Origin of the sequence: Bradyrhizobium sp. Mp19 (assembly GCF_029952935.1) — a bacterium.
In the GTDB taxonomy this organism is placed as follows: Bacteria; Pseudomonadota; Alphaproteobacteria; order Rhizobiales; family Xanthobacteraceae; genus Bradyrhizobium; species Bradyrhizobium elkanii.
The window spans coordinates 1-17,101 of the sequence record NZ_JASAUT010000015.1; the positions used below are offsets into that span (position 1 = coordinate 1).

Consider the following 17,101-nt stretch of genomic DNA (forward strand, 5'->3'; position numbering starts at 1 on the left):
TCGACGCCTTCACCTCCGAGGAATGTGCCAACTACCTCAAAAATTCAGGCTATCGAACTTAATGCCATCACGCTTTAACGGTAGGTTAGCGATACCAGTACCGCGCAATTCACCGCCAAGCTTGGTTGCGCTGAACAACTGCGACCGAACTCAATAACGATGGCCGGTGGTTATGGGTCCCTGCTTTCGCAGGGACGACACCGAGGTTGAGGGCGCAGGCTCAGCCTACAACAGCGTCCCGCGCAGGATCACCGCGGCAACACCGAAATAAATCACGAGACCGGTAACGTCGACCAGTGTCGCGACGAATGGCGCGGACGCGCTCGCCGGGTCGAAGCCGATGCGCTTGAGGATGAAGGGCAGCATTGAGCCGCACAGCGATCCGAACGTGACGATGCCGACCAGTGCGGTACCGACGGTCGCGGCGACGAGCACCCAATGCGGGCCGTAATCGAACAGGCCGAGCGTCTGCCAGAGCGTGATCCTGATGATGCCGATCAGGCCGAGAATGGCGCCGAGCACGATGCCGGTCGGCACCTCGCGCACGGCGACACGCCACCAGTCGCGCAGCCGCACCTCGTGCAGCGCCAGCGAGCGGATCAACAGCGAGGTTGCCTGCGAGCCGGAATTGCCGCCCGAGCTCATGATCAACGGGATGAAGAGCGTCAGGACGATCGCCCTCTCGAGCTCGCTCTGGTACGACTGCATCGCGGTCGCGGTCAGCATTTCCGACAGGAACAGCGCGCACAGCCAGCCAGCGCGCTTCTTGATCATCTCGCCGAAACCGATCCGCAAATACGGCTCGTCGATCGCTTCCATGCCGCCGAACTTCTGGGCGTCCTCGGTGGATTCCTCGACGATGGCGTCGATGACGTCGTCGACCGTGACGATGCCGAGGATATGGCCGGGGCCGTCGACGACCGCGACGGCGAGCAGATCGTAGCGCGAGATCAGCCGCGCCGCCTCCATGCGGTCGGCCTCCGGCGAGATCATCAGCGGCTTCCGTGCCGGCGCCGCGGTCAGCACATTGGCGTGCGGATCGCCCGAGATCAGGCGGCGCAGCGGCACGGCCTGGATCAGGGTCTTCTTGACCGGGTCGATCACGAAGATCGAGTAGACGGTCTCGCGGGTGCGCTCGACCATCCGGATGTGATGCAGGACCTCCGCGATGGTCCAGCTCGAGGGCACGCTGACGAATTCGGTCGTCATGATGCTGCCGGCGCTGCGCTCGGGATAGGCCAATAGCCCCGAGATGACGTTGCGGGTCTCCGGATTGAGCCCGTTCAACAGCGTGGTGCGCAGCGGCTCGACCAGTTCCTTGAAGATATCGGCGGCACGGTCGTCGGAGACGCCCGACAGCAGCGAGACCGCGGTGTCTTTCGGCAGTTCGGCGAGGATCTCGCAGGTATTGTCGAGCCCGGGCAGGTCGAGCACCTCGATTGCCTTCTCGGCCGGCAGCGAGCGCAGCAGCTTGGCGGCATCCGCGGGCTCGCGGGCGTTAAGCGCATCGACGATCTCGGGCGCGCGGACATGGGCAAGATCACCGTTCTGGCCGGCGACCGTGTCGTGGGTGAGGGTTTCGCTGGTGTCCTGCATCGATCGGCCTCGGCTTTGCGTCTTGCAGCGCAATGAACCAAGGCGGCGCGGATTTCAAACAGAAAGTGCGACGCTGCGTCGCAGGCGCACCGGCGCCCGCAACGTCACGGCATCGTCATATTTCGGAAGATTGCAGGGACCGTCTTCGAGGGCTTACGCCTCGTGGGGAACGGCCGCGAACCGGCTCATCACGATGTCGCGCTTGGTCTCGTCGACGCGCACCGTCATGTCGAAGCGCTCGCCATGCAGCTCCTTGTTCAGGACCTCGGCATTGCGGTGCAGCCAGCTGATGCCGGCGCCATCGGAGGCGTCGATCGAGAGATTGAGCGTCGAGCGCTTGGCCGCGAGGCGATCCTCGATCGCGGCGAGCAGCGCATCTATCCCCTCGCCTGTTGCGGCCGAAACCAGGAAGCATGGCCGCTCCGGCGGACGGCGCGCGGCGATATTGCGCAAATTGTCCCGCTCCTCGGGATCGAAGCGGTCGATCTTGTTCCAGACCTCAATGATGCGCTGGCCGCCGTCGGCGTCGGGGTCGATGCCGAGCTGGCGCAACACCGCCTCGACGTCGCGCTCCTGCGCCTCCGCATCCTCATGAGAGATGTCGCGGACATGCAGGATGATGTCGGCTTCCAGCACCTCTTCCAGCGTGGCGCGGAACGCGGCCACGAGCTGGGTCGGCAGATTGGAGATGAAGCCGACCGTATCGGACAGCATCGCCTTGCCGCCATGCGGCAGGTTGAGCGCGCGCAGGGTCGGGTCGAGCGTCGCGAACAGCATGTCCGCGGCCTGCACGTCGGCGCGGGTCAGGCGGTTGAACAGCGTCGATTTGCCGGCATTGGTGTAGCCGACCAGTGCCACCACGCGGTACGGCACGCGCTGGCGGCCGGCGCGATGCAGCCGCCGTGTCGCCTGTACCTTCTTCAACTCTCCCTCGAGCTTGGTGATGCGCTCGCTGATCAGGCGGCGGTCGGCCTCGATCTGGGTTTCGCCGGGGCCGCCCATGAAGCCGAAGCCGCCGCGCTGGCGCTCGAGATGGGTCCAGGACCGCACCAGGCGGCTGCGCTGGTAGTTGAGATGGGCGAGCTCGACCTGCAGCGCGCCTTCCTTGGTCTTGGCGCGGCGGCCGAAGATTTCCAGGATCAGGCCGGTGCGGTCGAGCACCTTGGTGCTCCAGGCCTTCTCGAGATTGCGCTGCTGGATCGGCGACAGCGCGCAATCCATCACGACGAGCTCAACCTCGTTGCTGGCGACGAGCCCGTTGATCTCCTCGACCTTGCCCTTGCCGAGATAGGTCGCGGGCCGGATCTGGCTGATCGGCGCGATGACGGAGTCCACCACGGTGAGGTCGATCGCACCGGCGAGGCCGGCGGCTTCCTCGATCCGCGCTTCATAGTCGCGGACAGAGGAATCCGTTTGCGCGTCGCCGTCTCCACGGCGCGTGCGCAGGTACGGGCCGATGACGATCACCCGCCCGGTGCTGCCGCTCCCCGCCGACCCGGGCCTAGACTTGGTCCGGTCGGCGCCCCCTTCACGATTGAAGGGTTCCAATCAGTTCACTCTCAAGCCGGTGCGTCCTCACCACCTTCGAACAACTGAATCGGAGCTCCGGGCATGATGGTCGAGATCGCGTGCTTGTAGACAAGCTGCGAGTGGCCGTCGCGCCGCAACAGCAAGCAGAAATTGTCGAACCATGTGACAATGCCCTGCAGCTTTACTCCGTTGACCAGAAATATCGTCAGTGGCGTCTTGGTTTTACGAACGTGATTAAGGAAGGTGTCTTGTAGATTTTGTGCGCGGTCTGCCGCCATTGTTTTTGTCCCGCAAGCTTGTGCTTCTTTTTATTGAACCGGTTGCTGCTCTCTGACGGAGCCTCCTCCGGCTGCCCACCTGCCACGAGATCCCCCTCCGGCAGGCATAGCGGTAGGATTAGAGGCTACGCGCGGTTTTTAGGCAAGCCAGTTCGCGGTGCAGTCGGTAGGAACACGGTGGCAATTCTAAGAAAGTGCGGGAAAAGAGACGAATATTCTCGTGGAGAGTGGATAAATCCCCGGTTGTACCGGCCCCACCCTCGCCCCGCCGATCGATCCAAACCGCCCCCGAGAGCCGCCCTGTCGGCCCCCCGGCGGATGACCGCCGGGGCTTCGCTCCGAACCCCCGGCGGACTGCCGGCCTGCCGCGCCGGGGTCAGCCGACCCCGAGCGCCTTCAGCTTGCGATGCAGCGCCGAGCGCTCCATGCCGACGAACTCCGCGGTGCGCGAGATATTGCCGGAGAAGCGGCTGATCTGGGCGATCAGATAGTCGCGCTCAAACACCTCGCGCGCCTCGCGCAACGGCAGGCCCATGATGTGCTCGCCATTGTTGGAGGTCGGCATCGCCGGCACCATCGAGCCGACGTCCTGCGGCAGCATGTCGGCGGTGATGATCGCCTCCGGCCCGCCGCCGGCCAGGATCATCACGCGCTCGACATTGTTGCGGAGCTGGCGGACGTTGCCCGGCCAGACATGCGACTGCAGCACCGCCATCGCGTCCTGCCCGATCTGCCGCTTCGGCAAGCCGGTGGCGGCCGAGATCTGGTCCATGAAATAGTCGATCAGCTCGGGGATGTCCTCGCGGCGCTCCGACAGCGGCGGCACCCGGATCGGCACCACCGAGAGGCGATGATAGAGGTCCTCGCGGAAGCGGCCCGCTGCGATCTCCTCCTCGAGATTGCGCGCGGTCGAGGAGATGATGCGGACGTCGACATGGACCTTGCTGGTGCCGCCCTGGCGCTGGAAGGTCTGATCGACCAGCACGCGGAGAATCTTGTTCTGGGTCTCGCGGGGCATGTCCGCGATCTCGTCGATGAACAGCGTACCGCCATGCGCCTCCTCGAGCGCGCCGGCCTTGCGCTGCTGTTCGCCGTTCGATCCCTCGATGCCGAACAGCTCGATCTCCATGCGCTCCGGCGTGATCGCGGCCGCATTGATCACCACGAACGGCCCCTCGGCGCGCCCGGAGGCATGGTGCAGCGTGCGCGCGGCAAGCTCTTTGCCGGCGCCGGAGGGACCGACGATCAGGATGCGGCTGTTGGCCTTGGCGGCGCGGTCGATGGTCTGGCGCAGCTGGTTCATGCAGGCCGAGCGGCCGGTCAGGACGCTCGCCGCGGGTGCCAGTTGCTTGAGCTCCTTCACCTCACGGCGGAGCCGCGAGGTTTCCAGCGCCCGGGTCGCGACCAGGATCAGCCGATCCGACTTGAACGGCTTCTCGATGAAGTCATAGGCGCCGCGTTTGATCGCTGCGACCGCGGTTTCGATGTTGCCGTGGCCCGAGATCATCACGACGGGCAGATCGGCATTGTCCTTCTTGATCTGCTCGAGCAGCTGCAGGCCGTCGAGCTTGGAGCCCTGCAGCCAGATGTCGAGGAAGACCAGGTTGGGCCGGCGGTTGGCGATCTCGGCGAGCGCCGAATCGCTGTCGCGCGCGGTGCGCGTGGAAAAGCCCTCATCGTCCAGAATACCCGCAACGAGGTCGCGAATGTCAGCTTCGTCGTCGACAATCAGAATGTCACTTGCCATGGGTTACACCTGCCTTGTCAGTCGCTCGTCGCGGCTTTGAATTTTGGCTGTTGCGCATTTGGCTCTTGATTATTTGGCCCTTGATCAGCGGGATCTTGGATTGGTTCTTGGGTCGGTTCTTGGATTTTTGGTTCATTGTTGGTCGCTTGTGCCGGGCTGTTGGTCGGCTCCTCCGGCGGATTTTTTTCACTGTCCGGTTCGGTCTTGTCCGGTTTGACGTCCGGTTTTTGGTCCTTGCCTTCGGACTTGCTCTCCGGCTTGGCCGCCTGGCCCGTGACGGCAAAGCGCAGCCGCATCCAGGCGCCGCGCTGGCCGTCGCGGAAATCGGAGGCATCCTTGAGCTCGATGCGGCCGCCATGGTCCTCCAGAACGCGGCCGACGATCGCCAGGCCGAGGCCGGTGCCCTTCGCCCGCGTCGTGACATAGGGCTCGAGCAGGCGCGCACGGGCGACCTTGGGCAGGCCGATGCCGTTGTCGACCACGTCGATCAGGATGTCGTCGTTCTCGCGCTGCGCCACGACGTCGATGCGGCCCTTGCCGAGTTCCTCGCGCGGCACCTGCTCGATCGCCTCGGTGGCGTTCTTGATGATGTTGGTCAGTGCCTGCGAGATCAGCCGGCGGTCGAATTGCGCCGGCAGCGGCGACTGCTTGATGTCGGCCTCGATGTCGAGATCGGGATGGGCGACCTTCATCAGGAACACCGCCTGGCGCACCACGTCGGCGACGTCCTCGCCTTCCATCACGGGCTTCGGCATCCGCGCAAAGCGCGAGAACTCGTCGACCATCCGCCTGATGTCGTCGACTTGGCGCACGATGGTATCGGTGCACTGTTCGAAGATCGACTTGTCCTTCTCCTCGGTGATGGTCTTGCCGAACTTGCGGCGGATGCGCTCGGCGGAGAGCTGGATCGGGGTCAACGGGTTCTTGATCTCATGGGCGATGCGGCGGGCGACGTCGCCCCAGGCCGATGTGCGCTGCGCCGACACCAGTTCGGTGATGTCGTCGAGCGTGATGATGTAGCTGTCGCGCGACTGGCTGGTCTGTTCGGCCGAGACGCGGACCGACAGATTGCGCTCATGGCCGTCGCGCAGGATCGTGACCTGCCCCTGCACCAGGCGCTGGGTTCCCTCGCGCGCGGTCTTCATCATCTCGTCGAGCTCGGGCAGCACGTCCGACAGCGGATGGCCGAGCGTCTCCGACTCGGCGTGCCCGATCAGCTTCTCCGCCGAACGGTTGAGGACGCCGATGGTGCCTGAGGCGTCGACCCCGATGATTCCGGCAGAGGCCGACGACAGCACCGCCTCGATGAAGCGGCGGCGGCTGTCGATGGTTTCGCTGGCATCGACCAGCTCGTTGCGCTGGGTGCGCAGCTCCTGCGTCATCTTGTTGAAGATTTCGCCGAGCAGCGCGAGGTCGCTTTCCGACTTGTTGACGGGCACCTGGACATTGAGGTTGCCGGTCGAGACCTCGCTCGCCGCGCCCATCAGCTGGCGGATCGGCGACACCAGCCCGTTGGCGAAGTTCAGCCCGATCAGCACCGAGGCCATCAGGATGGTCAGCGCGATCACCGCGAACATCAGCGCGAACGCGACCTGGATGCCGAGCCTGCGGGTCTCGAGCTGGGCATATTCGGCGGCGCTGGTCTGGGTCTGCTTGAGCTGGGCAACCACCGCCGGATCGAGCAGCCGCGCCACGTACAGGAACATGTCGTCATAGGCCCGCAGGCGGACCACGGAGGCGACGTAGTTTTCCGGAAAGACCGAGATCTTCGGCTCGGTCTCGTTGATGTCCTTCAGGATGTCGGGCGGCGGCGCCTCGTAGTTCAGGCGAACGCCGGTTTCGGCGCTGGCGACGATCTTGCCGTCCTTGTCCATCAGGACCGCGACCGGCAGGTTGCGCGACTCGGCGCCGGCCGTCATCAGCTGCAGGAACGTCATGCGATCCTGGTCGTAGAGCGGCCGCGCATGGGCGAGGTCATTGGCCATCGCCAGCGTGTCGCCGTTGATGAGCTGGGCGTGCTCCTGCATGTAGGCGCTGGCAATCGTCAGCGAATTCTGGATCACCTGCTTGGTCGGGCCGGAGAACAGCCGGTCGAGGCCGCGCTCGATGGTGACGTTGGCCACGATCGACACCAGCACGGCGGGCAGCACCGCGATCACCGAGAACAGGCCGACGATCTGGACATGCAGCCGCGCCGCGGCCCGGCCGCGCCGCCTCGCCTGCACCATCTGCCAGACTTCCCGGACGATGATGCCGACCAGCAGCAGGATGGTGCCGGCGTTGATCATCAGGAAGGAGCGGACCACCTCGGACGTGGGCTCGATCGGGGTCAGCCCGGTCAGCACCACGAAAGTCAGGAAGGCGGACAGCAGCGCGATGGCCACGGCAAACGGCGCCAGCCAGCGCCGCAGCGGGAAGCCCCGCGCCTCTGCATTGGGCTCGGCCGGTGAGGCGTGTAATGTTGAAGCGGTGGTCTCTGCGCTGGTCATACCGGCAATTGAGCTGAGAGCGATCGCCCGCGGGAATTGCGAACTGATGCAATCATATCACAATGTTGCCGAATTGCGACATTTCCGCGGCGCAAACCAAGGTGCGGCGCCGTGTCCCCAAAACCATTTGTGACTACTCAATAACGGCGGTGGGGCCCGTGCCGGCCCCGTCAACCTCTACCCGCCGCTCCGGTAGACCTGGATGTCGAGGTCGCGGATCTTCTTGCGCAGCGTATTGCGGTTCAATCCGAGCAGGTCGGCGGCCCGGATCTGGTTGCCGCGGGTCGCCGCCAGCGCGGCGGTCAGAAGCGGGATCTCGATCTCCTTGAGGATGCGGTGGTAGAGGCCCGGCGGCGGCACGCCGTTCGGGAAGCCGGAGAAGTGCGAGGACAGATAGGCCTCGACCGCGCCGCCGAGATTGTCGACGCCGACGGTCGCCGTGCTGCCCGAGGTGACCGCGGGCGGCGCCAGCTCGCCGTCGATGACGGAAGCGGTGATGACGTCCTGCGGATAGAGCGCGGCGAGCCGCCGGGCGAGGTTTTCCAGCTCGCGGACGTTACCCGGCCAGCGATGCTGCTTGAGCCGCTCCAGCGCCTGGGCGTCGAGCTTCTTCGGCGGCAGGCCGTCCTTCTCGGCGAGCGAGAAGAAGTGCCGGATCAGATCGGGCAGATCCTCGATGCGCTCGCGCAGCGGCGGCAGCCGCAGCGGCACCACGTTGAGACGGAAGAACAGGTCTTCGCGGAACAGGCCCTGCTGGATCAGGATGCGCAGGTCCTTGTTGGAGGCGGCGACGATGCGCACGTCGGTCTTGATCGGGGTGCGGCCGCCGACCGTGGTGTATTCGCCCTGCTGCAGCACGCGGAGCAGCCGGGTCTGCGCCTCCATCGGCATGTCGCCGATCTCGTCGAGGAACAGCGTGCCGCCCTCGGCCTGCTCGAAGCGGCCGGAGGCGCGGGTGTTGGCGCCGGTGAATGCGCCGCGCTCATGGCCGAACAGCTCCGATTCGATCAGGTCGCGCGGGATCGCCGCCATGTTGACCGCAACGAACGGGCCGTTGCGGCGCCGCCCATAGTCGTGCAGTGCGCGGGCGACCAGCTCCTTGCCGGTGCCTGACTCGCCCGAGATCATCACGGTGAGGTCGGTCTGCATCAGCCGCGCCAGCACGCGGTAGATTTCCTGCATCGCCGGCGAGCGGCCGACCAGCGGGATCGAGTCGAACTCGCCGTCGTCGGCGGGACTGGAGACCCGCTCCTTCGGCTCGGCCAGCGCGCGGCCGACGATGGTGATCAGCTCCTTCAGGTCGAACGGCTTCGGCAGGTATTCGTAGGCGCCGCGCTCGGAGGCGCGGATCGCGGTCATGAAGGTGTTCTGCGCGCTCATCACGATGACCGGCAGATTCGGCCGCATCTTCTTGATCCGCGGCAAGAGATCGAACGCGTTCTCATCCGGCATCACCACGTCGGTGATGACGAGATCGCCCTCGCCCTGGCTGACCCAACGCCATAACGTTGCGGCGTTGCCGGTCAGGCGCACCTCATAGCCGGCGCGCGAAAGCGCCTGGTTCAGGACGGTCCGGATGGCGGTGTCGTCGTCAGCGACAAGTATGCTACCTGCAGGCATTGGTGTTCCTCATCGTGCATCCTGAGAGGCAGGCGAGGACGTACCCGGAACGTCATCGCGGTTGCTTTGGTCGAGTTGTTTGGCGGCGCTGTACATCGGCATCAGCACGCGAAAGGTGGTTTTGCGCGGCTGCGACTCGCATTCGATGATGCCGCCGTGATCGCCGACGATCTTGGCGACCAGCGCGAGGCCGAGCCCGCTGCCGGTCTGCTTGGTGGTGACGAAGGGATCGAACAGGTTCGGCAGCAGGTCTTCCGGCACGCCGGAGCCGTTGTCCTTGACGCAAAATTCCAGCGGCAGCGAGACCCGCGATTTCTTGCCGGGCACCGACAGCCGCACCCCGGGCCGGAACGCCGTGGTGAGCTGGATCTCCGCATCGGTGCCGAGATCGGCGACCGCTTCGGCGGCATTCTTCACGAGGTTGAGGAACACCTGGATCAGCTGGTCCTGGTTGGCCAGCACCGGCGGCAACGACGGATCGTAATCCTCGATGAAGCGCACATTGCGGGCAAAGCCGGACTGCGCCAGGCGCTTCACATGATCGAGCACGGAATGGATGTTGACCGGGCCGCGCGCCACCGGGCGGTCGTCACCGAACACCTCCATGCGGTCGACCAGCGTCACGATGCGGTCCGCCTCGTCGCAGATCAGCCGCGTCAAGAGCCGGTCCTCGGAGGAGGCCTGCTGCTCCAAAAGCTGCGCCGCGCCGCGGATGCCCGACAGCGGATTCTTGATCTCGTGGGCGAGCATCGCCGCCAGCGCGATCACCGAGCGCGCCGCGCTGCGATGGGTGAGCTGCCGATCCATCTTGTCGGCGATGGTGCGCTCCTGCAGCATCACCACGATATGCCCGGGCCGCTCGGTCAGCGGCGCGACGTGCAGATCGACCTGGCGATCGCCGCCGATCCGCGGCGTGCCGAGATCGACCTTGTATTCGTTGACCGGCGAGCCGCTCGTCCGCACCTGCTCGATCAGCGCCAGCAGCGGGCTGCCGAACGGCACCAGCTCCTTCAGCGACTGCCGGCGCAGAAACTGGGTCGAGATCTCGAAGAAGGATTCGGCTGCGATATTGGCGTCGACGATCCGCCCGTCGGGTGCGACCAGCAGCACCGGATTGGGCAGCGCATTGAGGATGGCCTCCCCGTCAGTCGGCACCGGCCGGCGGAATTCCATGGCTGACGTCATGCGGCAGCACTCCAGGCAAAATCGTCGTAGGCGTCGGCGAGCGAGCGATGCACGCCGGACGGCTCTTCCGCGGTCAGGATCGCCTGCCGCCAGGTCTTCAATGTCGCGGCCGGTGCGCAGCTATAGGCCGCGGCAGCCTCCAGCGCCCAGCCGAGATGCTTGCGCGCATGCTTGAGCCCGATGCGCAGGCCATAGTGGCTGCAAACCTCGTCATAGAGCGCGCGAATGTGCTTGAGCTGCTCGGCGAGCGACGGCGCCGCCTCGGCAACCCCGGTCTCGAGGCGGCGGCCGATCTGTCCCGGCAGCCAGGGCTGCCCCTGCGCGCCGCGGCCGATCATGACGGCGTCGGCACCCGACATCTCGAGCGCGCCGACAGCCTTATCGAACGAGGTGATGTCGCCATTGACCACGACCGGGATGGTGACGGCGTCCTTGACCGCGCGCACGGCGCTCCAGTTCGCCTCGCCCTTGTAGAACTGGCAGCGGGTCCGGCCATGTACGGTGATCATCTGCACGCCGGCAGCCTCGGCGCGGCGCGCCAGTTCCGGCGCATTGAGCGAGCGGTCATCCCAGCCGAGCCGCATCTTCAGCGTGACCGGCACCTTGACCGCAGACAGCGTCGCCTCGATCAAGGTCACCGCATGGTCGAGGTCGCGCATCAGGGCGGAGCCGGACTGGCCGCCGGTCACGTGGCGGGCCGGACAGCCCATGTTGATGTCGATGACGTCGGCGCCGGCGCCTTCGGCGATCCGCGCGCCCTCCGCCATCCAGTGGGTCTCGCAGCCCGCCAGCTGGACCACATGCGGTCCGACCCCGGCTGCCTCGCAACGCAGCTTCGACATCGGCTTGCCGTTCACCAGATCGTTGCTGGCGGTCATCTCGGAGACCACCAGGCCGGCACCCAAAGTGGCAGCGAGTCGCCGGAAGGGCGCATCGGTAATGCCGGACATGGGCGCGAGGAGAACCCGGTTGGCGACAGCAATATCGCCGATCTTCAATGGGTTACGAGGAGTACTTTGCACGCCGGTCACAGCCGTCTCGTCGTTCTGTCAGCCACGCCATTGCAGCTGACGTCGTCTATTCTGCGCACAATTCTTGTGCAGTCAAGGTTCATGCCTACGGTTTAGACATTCCTACCATCAGTACAAGTGCACTGCAACAAAATCTGCTTTTCCCACAGTCATCGGCAAACGCTCTGTTTTTGCGCAGCGGTCATGCTAAGGGCTGTGCGCGGCGATATCAGCCGTCCCCCTCATCCCCGATTCGTCTGTCACTGGTTCAAAATGCCGAAGCCTGAGCGTACCGCAGCCATTCTTGTCGCAGCCGGCCGTGGACTGCGCGCCGGCGCAGGCGGGCCGAAGCAATACCGGACGATCGGCGGACAGACGGTGATCTACCGCGCCATGGAGGCGTTCTCCGCACACCCGGACGTGTTTGCGGTGCAGCCTGTGGTCAATCCTGACGACACCGCGCTGTTCGATGAAGCGGTCGCAGGCCTCCGTCATCGGCCGGCGACGCCGGGCGGCGCGACCCGGCAGGCCTCGGTCCATGCCGGGCTCGAGGCGCTTGCAAGCGAGAAGCCGGACATCGTGCTGATCCACGACGCCGCGCGCCCCTTCGTCACCGCAGCCGTGATCTCGCGCGCGATCGCCGCGGCCGGCCGGACCAGAGCTGCGATCCCCGTGATTCCCGTCACCGACACGATCAAGCTCACCGGCGATGCCGGCGACGTCGAGGCGACGCCGGAGCGCGCGCGCCTGCGGATCGCGCAGACACCACAGGCTTTTCGTTTCGACGTAATATTGGAGGCGCATCGTCGCGCAGCGCGCGAGGGCCGCTCCGATTTCACCGACGATGCGGCGCTTGCCGAGTGGGCGGGATTGACGGTTGCGACGTTTGAAGGTGATGCTGCCAACATGAAACTCACCACACCCGAGGACTTCGTGCGCGAGGAAGCGCGGCTCGCAAGCCAGCTCGGCGACATCAGAACCGGCACCGGCTACGACGTGCACGCCTTTGGCGACGGTGACCATGTGATGATCTGCGGCGTGCGCGTGCCGCACACGAAAGGATTCCTGGCCCATTCCGACGGCGATGTCGGGCTGCATGCGCTGGTCGACGCGATCCTCGGCGCGCTGGCCGACGGCGATATCGGCTCGCATTTCCCGCCGAGCGACGCCAAGTGGAAAGGCGCCTCCTCCGACCAGTTCCTGAAATACGCGGTCGAGCGCGTCACCGCGCGTGGCGGACGGATCGCCAATCTCGAGGTGACGCTGATCTGCGAGCGGCCGAAGATCGGGCCGTTGCGCGACACCATGCGGGCGAAGATCGCCGAGATATCCGGCGTCCACATCTCGCGCGTGGCGGTCAAGGCCACCACCAGCGAGCGGCTCGGCTTCACCGGCCGCGAGGAAGGCATCGCGGCAACCGCGAGCGCCACGGTCCGTCTCCCTTGGGATGATAAAGGTTGGGACGATAAAGGTTGGGATGATAAAGGCCGGAGTGCCTGACATGGGCGGCAGCGACGCTCGTGCCCTCTCCCGCTCGCTGCTCGACCTGTGCCGGATGCGCAAGCTGACCATCGCGACCGCCGAATCCTGCACCGGCGGCCTGGTCGCGGGTGCGCTCACCGACATCCCCGGCTCTTCCGACGTGATCGACCGCGGCTTCGTGACCTATTCGAACGAGGCCAAGCGGGTCATGCTCGGCGTCAAGGCGGCCACGCTGGAAACGTTCGGCGCGGTGAGCAAGGAAACCGCGACCGCGATGGCGATCGGCGCGCTGGAAAAGGCCGGCGTCGACCTTGCGGTCTCGATCACCGGCATCGCGGGCCCTGGCGGTGCGACGCCGGGCAAGCCGGTCGGCCTGGTGCATTTCGCCGTCGCGGCGCGCGACGGCCGCATCATTCATCGTGAGCAGCGATTTGGCGCAATCGGCCGCAGCACGGTGCGGCAGCGCTCCGTGGTCGAAGCATTGCGTATGCTGATGGAGCTTGCGCGCCCGCCGCAGGCCGCCAAGCCGCGTCGCGAGGCTGCCAGCCGGTTGCGGCCAAGGGTGGCCCGCTCGCCTCGGAGCCACACTGCGAAGCGCCGCCGGCCGCCGCGCGGATAGGCCCGACTCGAAGTCGGGTCGCGTCACGGCCCGCCCTACACTGACTTGTGTCAAGTGCGGCCCAGTGACGCCTACCTAAAATGGAACTCTGACGCGGCTTCGCCGCTTTATGTTGTTCCAACTCTGCTGTTTCGATTGTTCGTCCAACAGCAAAATCCCACAACAAGGAGAAAATGATGAAGTTGGGAACTTTGCTCGTGGCCGCCATCAGCGCTGGCGCCATGACGCTGTCGACTGTTGCGCCGTCGTCCGCCGCACCACTCGCTCCCGCACGATTGCAGGACCAGCCTAGCTCCGTCGAGCATGTGCAGTATCGTCACTGGCACGGTGGTCCGCGTTACGGCTATCGCGGCGGATACGGCTACCGCGGTGGTTACTATCGCGATCGCGGTAGTAACGGCGCGGCGATCATCGGCGGGCTTGCGGCCGGCGCGATCATCGGCGGTGCCATTGCGGCAAGCCAGGCGAAGGCCAACAACGACGCCTATTGCTCCCAGCGCTTCCGTACCTACGACCCGGCTTCGGGCACCTACATCGCATCCGGCGGCGTGCGGCGATCCTGCCCGTAAGTCGGCGAACGGTCTCCCGCATCATCCGTCGTGCCCGGCCTCGTGCCGGGCATTTGCGTTCCAGGGAAGCAAACGAGACGGCTTCGCTACGTCGACAGCTGCGGCTTGCCGTAGACCTGATCCGCGCGCTTCTCGAACGCCGCGGCAAAGCGTGAAAACGCGGCGTCGAACATCGAGCCCATCAGCATCGCCAGCATCCGGCTCTTGAATTCGTAGTTCAGGAAGAAGCCGACATCGCATTCGGCTTCCGACTTCGGCTCAAAACTCCAGCGATTCTCCAGATTACTGAACGGGCCGCGCAGATATTCGACCAGGATCTTCAGATTGGGGCGGTCGAGCGTCACCCTGCTGGTGAAGGTTTCCCGCACCAGCTTGAAGGACACCGTCATGTCCGCCACCACGACCTCGGTGCCGTCGTCCTTGGGCGTGCGCTGGCGGATCTTGAGCGACTGGCACAGCGGCACGAATTCGGGATAGCGCTCGACGTCGGCGACCAGATCGAACATTTGAGGTGCGGTGTGGCGGACCCGCCGCTTGCTTGAGAATCGTGGCATCAGTGGATACTCGCACGGTTTTGCCCGAGTGCGAGGCGCTCCAGATAGTCATCCGCCTGCGCCCGATCGGTGAAGCAGACCAGCGATTGATCGGGCCGCAAGCCGGCAAAATACTCGATCAGCTTCGGCCGCTGCTGCTGGCGATAGGTCCAGACGTAGCGGAAGAATTCGAGATCGATCTTCTCGGGACAGCCTTCCGCCATCTCGGGGCGGACCTGGCCATAGCTCCCGGCAATCCGCCTGAAGATACCGAGCATGCAGGACGACCGCGGCAGATCGAACCAGATGATCGTATCGGAGAGCTTCCGGCGCAATTCGCCTGCACCATGCCTCATGTAGTTCCCATCCATGATCCAGCGCGGTTCTCGGGCTGCTTCGGTCATGCGGCGCTCGAATTCGTCCCTGCCCGACTCGACCCAGCCCGGTTTCCAGAACAGCGCATCGATCGACACGGTCGGTATCCCTGTCATCGCGGACAGCCGCCGCGCAAAGGTCGACTTGCCGGATCCCGACGATCCCATCACCAGAACGCGCTGCATTGGTCCAGTCCAAGATTCGATCAACGTTCGGTCAAGGCCCGATCAAGCAACGGCGCGTGACGGCGCCGGCTTACCGCCGTTTACAAAAATCTAGCGGCCGCGGGCCGTGCGCGCCGCCTGCAGTTTGGCGAAATCCTCGCCGGCGTGATGCGACGAGCGCGTCAACGGGCTCGCCGACACCATCAAAAAGCCCTTGGTATAGGCGACGCGCTCGTAGCCTGCGAACTCGTCCGGCGTCACGTAGCGCATCACGGCGTGATGCTTGCGGGTCGGCTGCAGGTATTGGCCGATGGTCAGGAAATCGACTTCGGCCGAGCGCAGGTCGTCCATCACCTGCAGCACTTCGTGCCGCTCCTCGCCGAGGCCGACCATGATGCCGGACTTGGTAAAGATGGTCGGGTCCATTTCCTTGACCCGTTGCAGCAGCCGGATCGAATGGAAATAGCGAGCGCCGGGACGGACCGTCAGATAGCGCGACGGCACGGTTTCCAGATTGTGGTTGAAGACGTCGGGCTTGGCCGCGACCACGCGCTCCAGCGCGCCGTCCTTGCGCAGGAAGTCCGGTGTCAGGATCTCGATCGTGGTGGTCGGGCAGCGCGCGCGGATGGCGCGGATCGTCTCTGCAAAATGCTCGGCGCCGCCGTCGGCGAGATCGTCGCGGTCGACCGAGGTGACCACGACATGACTGAGCCCGAGCTTGGCGGTTGCCTCCGCGACGTATTCCGGCTCGCTCGCTTCGAGCGCGCCGGGCATGCCGGTCTTGACGTTGCAGAACGCGCAGGCGCGCGTGCAGGTGTCGCCCATGATCATGAAGGTGGCGTGCTTCTTGTCCCAGCACTCACCGATATTGGGGCAGCCCGCCTCCTCGCACACCGTGACGAGGCCGTTCTCCTTCACGATCCGGCGCGTATCCGCATAGCCGCGCGTGTTCGGCGCGCGGACGCGGATCCAGTCCGGCTTCGGCGGCGACACGGCATCCGGCCGGTTCACCTTTTCGGGGTGCCGCGGGCGGAGCTGAGCGGTGGAGATGGTGTCGACGATGGTGACCATTTGTGCCTGCAAGTCGCGGGAGCATGATCCGGAAAAGTGGAGACCGGTTTTCCCGCGACAAACCCGGAACGGGTTTGCGCTGGAGATCATGCTCCGAACCAAGGGTTTAGCTAATCGGTGTTGACGCGGCTCGCAACCCGCCCTGCGACCCTAGCAGGTCAGCCAATATATTGGCAGTCTTGCGGTCCGTTCCATGCCGATTCCCACCTCAAAATGCCTCAAAAACCCCGAACCACCAGCGCGACCGCGCCGCGCCTCGGCAAGCCGCTGAAGCGCTCCTTCTTCGATCGCAGCGTCCACGAGGTCGCCCCCGACCTGATCGGCGCGACCTTCCTGGTCGGCGGCGCCGGCGGCATCATCACCGAGGTCGAGGCCTATCATCACACCGATCCGGCGGCGCATTCCTACCGCGGGCCGACCCCGCGCAACCAAGTGATGTTCGGCCCGCCGGGCTTCTCCTACGTCTACCGCTCCTACGGCATCCATTGGTGCGTCAATTTCGTCTGCGAGGAGGCGGGCTCCGCCAGCGCCGTGCTGATCCGCGCGCTCGAGCCGACCCATGGGCTCGCGGCGATGCGCCGGCGGCGCGGGCTGGAGGACGCGCGCGCGCTGTGCTCGGGGCCCGGCAAGCTCTGCGAGGCGCTCGGCATCACCATCGCGCACAGCGAATTGCCGCTCGACCGCGCCCCGATCGCGCTCCATGCGCGAACCGAAGCACCCGACATCATCACCGGGGTGCGGATCGGCATCACCAAGGCCGTCGATCTGCCCTGGCGCTACGGGCTGAAGGGATCGAAATTCCTCAGCAAGCGGTTTTGAGCGCCACGGCGTTA

15 protein-coding genes are annotated in these 17,101 nt (G+C 65.4%); 4 read left to right on the forward strand and 11 right to left on the reverse strand.

All coding sequences use genetic code 11. The features are described from left to right. Positions 1-225 precede the first annotated feature (225 nt). The 8 genes from mgtE to dusB all read right to left on the reverse strand — a co-directional run bounded on the left by mgtE (position 226) and on the right by dusB (position 11,443). On the reverse strand, positions 226-1,596 hold the full coding sequence (gene mgtE, locus QJT82_RS18260) for a magnesium transporter (protein WP_028339785.1): 1,371 nt from the start codon (positions 1,594-1,596) through the stop codon (positions 226-228). A 153-nt stretch (positions 1,597-1,749) separates the two neighbouring features. After that, on the reverse strand, positions 1,750-3,144 hold the full coding sequence (gene hflX / locus QJT82_RS18265) for a GTPase HflX (protein ID WP_028339784.1): 1,395 nt from the start codon (positions 3,142-3,144) through the stop codon (positions 1,750-1,752). Positions 3,145-3,155: 11 nt separating this feature from the next. Further along, complete coding sequence (hfq, locus tag QJT82_RS18270) at positions 3,156-3,404, reverse strand: RNA chaperone Hfq (RefSeq protein ID WP_006020546.1); 249 nt, start codon at positions 3,402-3,404, stop codon at positions 3,156-3,158. A 376-nt stretch (positions 3,405-3,780) separates the two neighbouring features. Beyond that, positions 3,781-5,151, reverse strand: a complete 1,371-nt coding sequence (locus QJT82_RS18275; protein ID WP_018271700.1) for a sigma-54 dependent transcriptional regulator — start codon at positions 5,149-5,151, stop codon at positions 3,781-3,783. Positions 5,152-5,168: 17 nt separating this feature from the next. Continuing rightward, positions 5,169-7,640: an ATP-binding protein gene (locus QJT82_RS18280; RefSeq protein ID WP_028339783.1), complete on the reverse strand. Its 2,472-nt coding sequence runs from the start codon at positions 7,638-7,640 to the stop codon at positions 5,169-5,171. Positions 7,641-7,817: 177 nt separating this feature from the next. Continuing rightward, positions 7,818-9,260, reverse strand: coding sequence for a nitrogen regulation protein NR(I) (gene ntrC, locus QJT82_RS18285; protein WP_021079341.1), 1,443 nt, complete (start codon positions 9,258-9,260; stop codon positions 7,818-7,820). A gap of 9 nt (positions 9,261-9,269) precedes the next feature. Further along, positions 9,270-10,445 carry a nitrogen regulation protein NR(II) gene (locus tag QJT82_RS18290; RefSeq protein WP_026192783.1) on the reverse strand — a complete coding sequence of 392 codons (1,176 nt, stop codon included), beginning with the start codon at positions 10,443-10,445 and terminating at the stop codon, positions 9,270-9,272. Next, complete coding sequence (gene dusB, locus QJT82_RS18295; RefSeq protein WP_028339782.1) at positions 10,442-11,443, reverse strand: tRNA dihydrouridine synthase DusB; 1,002 nt, start codon at positions 11,441-11,443, stop codon at positions 10,442-10,444. The genes QJT82_RS18290 and dusB overlap by 4 nt, the downstream gene beginning before the upstream one ends. Positions 11,444-11,728: 285 nt before the next feature. Between dusB and QJT82_RS18300 the strand changes: the two genes are divergently transcribed. The 3 genes from QJT82_RS18300 to QJT82_RS18310 all read left to right on the forward strand — a co-directional run bounded on the left by QJT82_RS18300 (position 11,729) and on the right by QJT82_RS18310 (position 14,125). Further along, positions 11,729-12,955 (forward strand): bifunctional 2-C-methyl-D-erythritol 4-phosphate cytidylyltransferase/2-C-methyl-D-erythritol 2,4-cyclodiphosphate synthase, encoded by a 1,227-nt coding sequence (locus tag QJT82_RS18300; RefSeq protein ID WP_028339781.1) that lies wholly within the window; start codon positions 11,729-11,731, stop codon positions 12,953-12,955. A gap of 1 nt (position 12,956) precedes the next feature. Next, a complete protein-coding gene (locus QJT82_RS18305; protein ID WP_028339780.1) occupies positions 12,957-13,556 on the forward strand; it encodes a CinA family protein in 600 nt (199 codons plus the stop codon). Between the two features lie 173 nt (positions 13,557-13,729). Further along, complete coding sequence (locus QJT82_RS18310; RefSeq protein WP_028339779.1) at positions 13,730-14,125, forward strand: BA14K family protein; 396 nt, start codon at positions 13,730-13,732, stop codon at positions 14,123-14,125. A gap of 86 nt (positions 14,126-14,211) precedes the next feature. Here the strand turns inward: QJT82_RS18310 and QJT82_RS18315 are convergent, their stop codons facing one another. The 3 genes from QJT82_RS18315 to lipA all read right to left on the reverse strand — a co-directional run bounded on the left by QJT82_RS18315 (position 14,212) and on the right by lipA (position 16,268). After that, entirely contained in the window at positions 14,212-14,679 is a 468-nt protein-coding gene (locus QJT82_RS18315) for an SRPBCC family protein (RefSeq protein ID WP_028339778.1), read from the reverse strand. Beyond that, positions 14,679-15,218 (reverse strand): DNA topology modulation protein, encoded by a 540-nt coding sequence (locus tag QJT82_RS18320; RefSeq protein ID WP_028339777.1) that lies wholly within the window; start codon positions 15,216-15,218, stop codon positions 14,679-14,681. Before QJT82_RS18320 ends, QJT82_RS18315 begins: the two co-directional genes overlap by 1 nt. 90 nt (positions 15,219-15,308) lie before the next feature. After that, a complete protein-coding gene (gene lipA, locus QJT82_RS18325; RefSeq protein ID WP_028339776.1) occupies positions 15,309-16,268 on the reverse strand; it encodes a lipoyl synthase in 960 nt (319 codons plus the stop codon). Positions 16,269-16,481: 213 nt separating this feature from the next. Here lipA and QJT82_RS18330 point away from each other — a divergent pair, with 213 nt between their 5' ends. Further along, entirely contained in the window at positions 16,482-17,087 is a 606-nt protein-coding gene (locus QJT82_RS18330; protein ID WP_028339775.1) for a DNA-3-methyladenine glycosylase, read from the forward strand. Positions 17,088-17,101: the final 14 nt, after the last annotated feature.